Here is a 7,411-nt window from a genome sequence, read left to right as displayed (position 1 = left end):
ATAAACAAAAACCTCTTATACAAACTACGGTCTTTTGTAGTATACAGGAGGTTTCTATTTTATACAAATTAAAATTTATAAGCAATAAATATATTAATTGACTTATTTAAATGGTATGGTAATTTTATTATCAAGACTTCTATCAGACCAAATGCCTGGTATTCCCGCAACAAATCCTCCTACAGAAAGAAATATTGATATATTGAGTACCAATATATTTAGTATAAAGTTTATACTTACTGATGATACTATTCCTACCTTTTTAAAGTGCAATAAGTGGTTTTTTAGTTTTTTCCTTTATATGTTCCTTCTGCAATCTGCTGTGCGATTTCATCCGTATAAGTCATATGTATTAAATACCGTAAGAAAAATTATCATATCATCTTTTAACATTTTTAAAACCAAATACTTGGTAAAGATTTATCATAATCTGTAATATATTCTTCCAATACCTTTGCCCGTTCTTTTGCATCTTTTTCTAATACAAAATTATTAATATATTCTACAAATGCATCTCCTCTAAAGCACGGACAATACTTTTTGTTATGTTTATATATCCAATAACTATGGTTAACTGATTTGTCATGTATCCATTCATCAAATTCTTCTTGTATTTTTATCAAATCATGTACTAATTCTTTAGGGATTTCTATAATATCTGCATCAAATGTCATCTCAACAACAATCTTTTCCAATCTGTTCTACCTCCATTTTTATCACACTCATACGCAACTTTGATTCCCACTGTTGCAACACTTCTTTGTCCACAGTCCCTTTTCATTATAACTGTATAAGACCGCACTGTCATCGAAAAAGATTATTTTTTTAAATCTTTTTAAACTCTTTTCCTCACCATTTGTCTCTACTCCAGACTTTCCACCGAGAGCATCTATTATAATCATTGAAAAAGATTTTAGTTCTCCATCATTGAAACTTTTAACCTGAGGATTTCTCTCTTCAAAATCCAATAGTATCAAAAAATGGATGCTGGTAAATCAAATTTTCTATCACTATAAGTTACCTTGCCATATTCATTTTCTATTAGCGACAACATTTTTTTCACTTCATCATAATCATCATCATATTGATATGTAAGAATAATGTACTGCGAATCATCCAATAAACTTTCGATATATTTATACTTATATTTGATTACTTTTGATTTATCAATCTTATTCTTCGGAAATAAAGTAATATCATAGTAGAAATTTCCTTTGAATTTACCAATTGAATCTATAGAAGTAGTCTCATATTTTTCTGTTCTAAGGAGTATGCATCCTAACACTAAAATGACTAACACTGTAACAAAAATAAAGAAAACCTTACTTATCCTTTTTATCATATTAAATAACTCCTAATATCCATATTAAATTATGTATTATCATCCTTGCCTTGAAAAAAATTGCTCAGTACTTTTCTCACATATTATTAAAATTTTTCGAAAATGATTTTTCTCTTGCATATATGTATTATTCCATTTTTCTAAAAAACTTACATATTCAAATAATTAAAGGGTAGTCATTTTTTTTGAGGGGATGTCTTTTTCAAGGTGCAGTTTAAGGGGTTGGCAACGCCAACCCCTCCCGAAGAATCCCCAAAAATTTGTTTTTTAAAAACTTAGTCTCATAAACGAAACCTTGCACTATACAATAAAAGAAAAACTATAAATAACTTATTGTTACGACATCAGCATTAATCCATTAATTATCATATAATCCGTCATTCAAACAAATTTCTGCATATTGGTTACTGTTATACATAATCACTTTACACATACCTTTCCTCTTCTTTAGTTCGTTGGTATTTCACCATTTTCAATCACTATTAAACAGCTCTTTTTCCAACGTGTCTTTTATAGCTTCGTTATCATATTTCTGAATTTTTATCATTACCTTAATCACACAAAGCAAAGCACATTTTATGGTAAAACCCGCACCGTTTACTTATCTGTAGGATAACCTTTCATCCACAAAACGTCTTCCTTTTTCTCCTGTTTTTCTAAAAATGCTTTAACTTCCTCTTTGCTGACATTCTTCTTATTGATGTGATATACCTGATTATCATCATCCAGTTCATCATCAGCACACATCTCATCATAATAGCATTCTCCATTGGCAAATCTTATTTTTCCTATATAAGTATTTGCTGCACTACTTGAACCTGCAAAACTTCCATCTGTTTTAATCGATTTCATTCCTCTATAGCGAAATGCATAACAATATACTTTATCCTTTTCACTGTGGAAAACTAATACTATTTCATGTTTTGTCTCTAAAACTACTTCCTTGTTACCATCAGAGTCCATATCCACCTGACACCAGTTGTCCACACTTAAATTGTAGCTACTATCATCTCCACTTCCACAATATTCGTATTTGCCGTCATTATTATCGACCATATAATTACCTGAACTGTAGTCCTTTAGGTAACGATAATCATTAAATTCTGTATTAAAATACTTCTTTTTATTTTCAAGAACCTTCAATATATTTTTATCCTCAATACTGAATTTTTCAGCAGTGGTTTCTGATGCCTCACCAGTCGAAACTGTTTCTACACCATTACCGTTTTCTGTTGTGACTTCATCAGAAATTCCACTTGTTTCTGACACTGTGTTTGTTTTAGTTCCGGCACAACCTACCATATTCAATGATAAAGCCAAACATAAAACAATTCCCATTTTTCTTACCTTTAAAATTTTTCTCTGATACATAGTTTTTTATCCTTTTCATCTTTCAATATTGTAATATAATTTATCACATCGTATTTCTTTAAATACTTTCATTTTGCATATTGCGAATACTTCCGAATATGATATGTTATTTTAACCTTCATGATGTTACTTTAATTTTTCTTTATGAATTTTACTTGAAGCAAATCCCTCTGTGCTCCATACCCATTTTCAAAGAAATTAATATTTCTTTCCTTTCCCCATTCTATGTTATTATAATAATTTGTCTCAACCAAATATGTATATAATTTAAATTTCGTTATGCCGTCAATATTTACTATACTGTAATAAAGTCCCTTTCCATTATCGTTTTCAATATCCTTTTGCTGATATACTAGCTGCAAATAGTCATCTTTAATTTTTTCATTATTACTGTCATAATCATCAACTATATATATTTTTTCATTTTCCACATAGAAATGAGCCATACTTCTATTTTTAACATTTCCATCATTGGAATTAATTATAATATTATATATTAAACCATCCTTATATTCTCTCTCTTTGTGTATTTGTGCTGTTCCGTCTGAATCAAATAAACTTTCTTCTCCATCCATCACATATCTCATTTTTATTAAATATGTATTTCCATCTATCCAAAAATCTTTTGCATCGCTTTCCTTCATAGGTTCGCATTTTGTCCCCATTTCATCCACGCTGCTTTCCATTTCCGTTGTAGCCACAACACTTTCCTGTTCTGTAGTATTAATCTCATTTTCCTTAACACTACTCTCCTCAACTACACTCTCTGTAGCCTTTCCATTATCTGTGCCACAACCTGCAAGACAAACTAATGCTACAATTAAAATTATTATTTTTTCACCTTTTTTCATTTAAGCTTCCTCCACTTTACTATTTATCTTGTGTAAAGATAACTTTTCATCCTATTTACCTAATACTTTCATAATAAAAAGTTCTTTTTCTACAATCAACTAATCATATTCTAAACTTTCTACTAATTTGTCATTTTCCCTATAATAAAGTTTTCCATCTTTTGCATAAAAATGTTTGTTTTCTTTAGAGCACTCCACATATAATACTGGGTGGTATAATGTTATATTCCCTTTATTATCTGCTTTTGGAAAATAATCACATAATTCTGCGTTTCCAACCTCCTTAAGATTTTTTCCAATTTTCAATTTAAACACTACATTTTTTATATCGTACCTGTATGTAATTTCAGATAGCAAACCCTCATTATACACATATATCTCTTCTCCATTATCAGTTATTGAATACTCCTTAGGAAATGTAATGCCAAAGCCAAATGGAACACCTCTACCATAAAATCCACCTAATTTTGTCACCTTATTTCCGTCCCATTCGTCCGGTATTACAATTTCTTTTCCTTTTTCGCTGCCATCCCACTCATAAGTCCCTGCAATTGCACAATTACCTATATCATTGCAGCACATTATTGGATTCCCTTCTTTTTCGCACAAATCAAAGTTCAGGCTTAAATCTATACGCAGTACGAAAAACCAATACAAAAATAATGCTAATATGATTAAAACAGCTCCAATTTTGATTATTTTTTTCTTTTTATTTTTCTTACTTTTGACCATTTTCCTTTTCCTCCGTCGTTTATTCCACGTATCCTTACATAACACGTCTTTCCCGGCGAAACTTTTATCACACTATAATTTTTCTTAACAACCTTTATCTTTGCCTTTTTAAATTTTCGATTGTATCCATACTGTATCTGATATTTTTTTGCATTTTTTACTTTCTTAAATGTTACACGAACTGATTTTTTGCTGATAACTTTAACCTTCTTAATCGAAACCCTTCCCGGCTTTTTAACCTCCTGCCTGCCCGGCTTTTCATTAAGCTTCTTTAATTTTTCTAAAAACTCCTCTTCACGTTTTTTGTTTTCATCTTTTATTAGAGCATAATCACTGTCTAACAGATTTTCAACTACAGGTAACATGCTTTTCTTCTCTGTAATTTTATCAACTACAAAATCACCATCACTATTTCTAACATACGATAATCTCTTATATGTTCCATCATCAAATCTATGACATGTATATGTATAATTTCTATGTTCATCCGTGACAAGTTCCGCCAAGTCAGAATCCAGTAACGCTACAACCTTTATAGACACTCCTTTTTTCACATATTTCTCAAATAATTCCTTTGATGGTATTTCAGACACATACCATCTATCCACATATGTCGTATCATCTGAGGTAAATATTAAATAATGACTTGAATCTGTCTTATAAATTCCGTAGTTTTTTCCCTTTTTGCCCTTTCTCCAATATGGTTTAACTCCCAGTCTGTTCTCGATATCCCTTTGAGTATATCTTGGTATACAACTTCCATACATAAACTCATCTATTGGCATACTATACAATTCACTTGTATTAATATTGGATACCTGTGTAACCTTCTGCTCATTATCATACAAGTCCTCTGCACTAACTCCTGTTAAAAACAGTGATGCAATTGCAACTAAAATAATTAAAATCTTTCTCTTCATAGTCGCTGTCTCCTTATTTAATTAAAATTAATTTTTTGGGAATAGCAATATCTTGAATGATATTTGTATGAAAAGTCTACCGTCCTAAAATACATTTTTCACACTACCATTGTCACCATACTCATATTGCCTCCATATCCACCGTATCACTATATATATTTATAAGATACTCCAATTTTCCATATTCTGCAACTAATTTATGTATCCTGTTTCCACTAAAAAGCATGGATATTATGGCAATGATTTCTATAACAGGCCGAAAAAAACTGCGCTACAACCCTGACAGGCCATTGCGCAGCAATTTGGTTCAATTCAATTTTGTTATTAAGTTGTTTCTAAAATCCGATGTACAACAACCAACTTTTTCATAAATATATTTGTATATTAAAACTTTCAGTCTTTAACTTATTCTACAGTTTAATTTTTTTTGTTATTTCTTCATCATCTTCAGAAAAATATGTAACTTTAACAGTGTTATCATCTAAAAATTCAGCTGATTTTATTGCACTATTAGGTTCTGCCGTGTCACGCATATCCAATTTGACTTCCTTATAATAATTTGATTTATCAAACATATCCTGAATTATCATCTTTTTGTTTTCAAATCTAATTAATTTATTATTATACTCATCCCATGGAGTATAGTAAATTTCAGAAATCTTACTGTTTATAGTGTCAAAATATCTAACCTGATAAACAGAAGAGCCTGCCGAAACTCCAACCCTTACAACCTCATTGTCTAATTGTTCTACATTCGGTTCTCTGTATAACCCGGTTTCTTCATATACATTTTTTCCTTCAGAATTAAGCAATGTGTATTTATAAAGAACCTCCTCATTTTCTTTATACGTTTCCACTTCTACAAATTTATCTTCACTACCTTTTTCATAAGTTGTATCATTTTCAACTTGTTTGCCACTACTGATATTTTTTGCTCCATAAGCAGCTATAATTACAACAACGATACATATAAAACATATTAATGCCTTTTTCACATTCTTACCTCCAATCCTAACTATTTATATTTATAAAACCTAAAATTATTAGAAGCGATCCCTTTAATTTTAATTTCTTTTAACTTACTAAAATCCCATGATGGCTCACTTCCCCTTGGATTCATCGATTTAGGACTATAATACAATAATGCCCCTTTAGTTATATCCTTCTTCTTACCCTTATAAATAGGAATAACTGCTTTTATTAATCTCTCATACCTTTTATTTTTAGGTTTCCTCTTTTTCAAATAATTCTTTGCTTTTAAATACTGCCTGTCTTTATAGAAATAACTTGAAAACTGATATGGCTGTTTAATAACTTTGGTAACTGTATTATAATTTTTAAAATCGTGCGTTTTATCTCTAACTCTATTCATAATAATATGAGCTATAGCCTTCCATGATTTTTTGCCTTCTCCTATTGCCTCTCCTGCAATTACAGCAACAAATAATTTTTGCACTTTTGTTAATTTATTTTTTTTCTTATTATTCTTATTGTTACTATTACTATCCTTTTCAATTTTTTTAATTGACTCCCATGCTTCTGCCGGCAAGTATTGCCCACTTTGTATCAAACTGGCTGTATGTCCACTCGGATCCACATAGTTAATTGGATTATTTGCACAATAAGCATATAAATTCCAACACTCTGCATTTTTTTCTGTTCCACGATATGTGTCCTGACTTAAGAATACTCCTTCATCCGGATTATAATAACGTGCATTTAAATAATACAGCCCTGTGAGTTCATCATAAATACCGCCTGTATAGCAAATTTCATTTTCAAAATCTGTTGCTATACGTTGTGCTGTCTCGCCAAAATCCGTGTAATCATATGACTGGACACACGCACCTGTATTATCAGTTATGTTTGTAATACTTCCCTGAACATCCTTAGCATAAAAATATTCATTCTGGTTACCACCACTATACCTAATGCCTACAATGATATTATCCTGGTTTCCTATTACATTCTGACTTGTTTTCTTTCCACTATCATCTGTTGTATATAATAACAAACTTCCCTCATAGAAATAGCACGTAGTGTTAGACTTCTTATTATCACCATCAATCACAATATCAGTCTTTGATATGCGTTGCCCGTTACCGTTATATATGTTGTGCTGTTCACCAGTCTTTTTCCCATCTGTAGTAACTTCTACATCCGTTAGCTGATTTTCAACATCATATGTATACTTT

9 protein-coding genes are annotated in these 7,411 nt (G+C 30.6%); all 9 read right to left on the bottom strand.

Going from position 1 to position 7,411, the window contains the following annotated elements; translation table 11 throughout:
* Positions 1–395: 395 nt before the first annotated feature.
* Positions 396–695: a hypothetical protein gene (locus tag Q5O30_RS06450; RefSeq protein ID WP_021952931.1), complete on the bottom strand. Its 300-nt coding sequence runs from the start codon at positions 693–695 to the stop codon at positions 396–398.
* A 27-nt stretch (positions 696–722) separates the two neighbouring features.
* On the bottom strand, positions 723–977 hold the full coding sequence (locus Q5O30_RS06445; protein WP_021952930.1) for a hypothetical protein: 255 nt from the start codon (positions 975–977) through the stop codon (positions 723–725).
* A complete protein-coding gene (locus Q5O30_RS06440; protein WP_021952929.1) occupies positions 974–1,342 on the bottom strand; it encodes a hypothetical protein in 369 nt (122 codons plus the stop codon). Before Q5O30_RS06440 ends, Q5O30_RS06445 begins: the two co-directional genes overlap by 4 nt.
* A gap of 597 nt (positions 1,343–1,939) precedes the next feature.
* Entirely contained in the window at positions 1,940–2,713 is a 774-nt protein-coding gene (locus Q5O30_RS06435) for a hypothetical protein (protein ID WP_021952928.1), read from the bottom strand.
* 131 nt (positions 2,714–2,844) lie between these two features.
* Positions 2,845–3,564 carry a hypothetical protein gene (locus tag Q5O30_RS06430; protein ID WP_021952927.1) on the bottom strand — a complete coding sequence of 240 codons (720 nt, stop codon included), beginning with the start codon at positions 3,562–3,564 and terminating at the stop codon, positions 2,845–2,847.
* Between the two features lie 99 nt (positions 3,565–3,663).
* Complete coding sequence (locus Q5O30_RS06425; RefSeq protein WP_021952926.1) at positions 3,664–4,296, bottom strand: hypothetical protein; 633 nt, start codon at positions 4,294–4,296, stop codon at positions 3,664–3,666.
* Positions 4,260–5,216, bottom strand: coding sequence for a hypothetical protein (locus Q5O30_RS06420; protein WP_021952925.1), 957 nt, complete (start codon positions 5,214–5,216; stop codon positions 4,260–4,262). The genes Q5O30_RS06425 and Q5O30_RS06420 overlap by 37 nt, the downstream gene beginning before the upstream one ends.
* Before the next feature lie 410 nt (positions 5,217–5,626).
* Positions 5,627–6,211 carry a hypothetical protein gene (locus Q5O30_RS06415; protein ID WP_021952924.1) on the bottom strand — a complete coding sequence of 195 codons (585 nt, stop codon included), beginning with the start codon at positions 6,209–6,211 and terminating at the stop codon, positions 5,627–5,629.
* 20 nt (positions 6,212–6,231) lie between these two features.
* The coding region (locus tag Q5O30_RS06410; protein WP_302674620.1) for an RHS repeat-associated core domain-containing protein at positions 6,232–7,411 on the bottom strand (1,180 nt) is incomplete at its 5' end.

It is taken from the genome of Eubacterium sp. CAG:161 (assembly GCF_000432355.1).
GTDB lineage: Bacteria > Bacillota > Clostridia > Lachnospirales > Lachnospiraceae > Eubacterium_G > Eubacterium_G segne.
The sequence above is the reverse complement of the archived record's forward strand: the minus strand, read 5'-3'. Positions and strand labels throughout refer to the sequence as shown.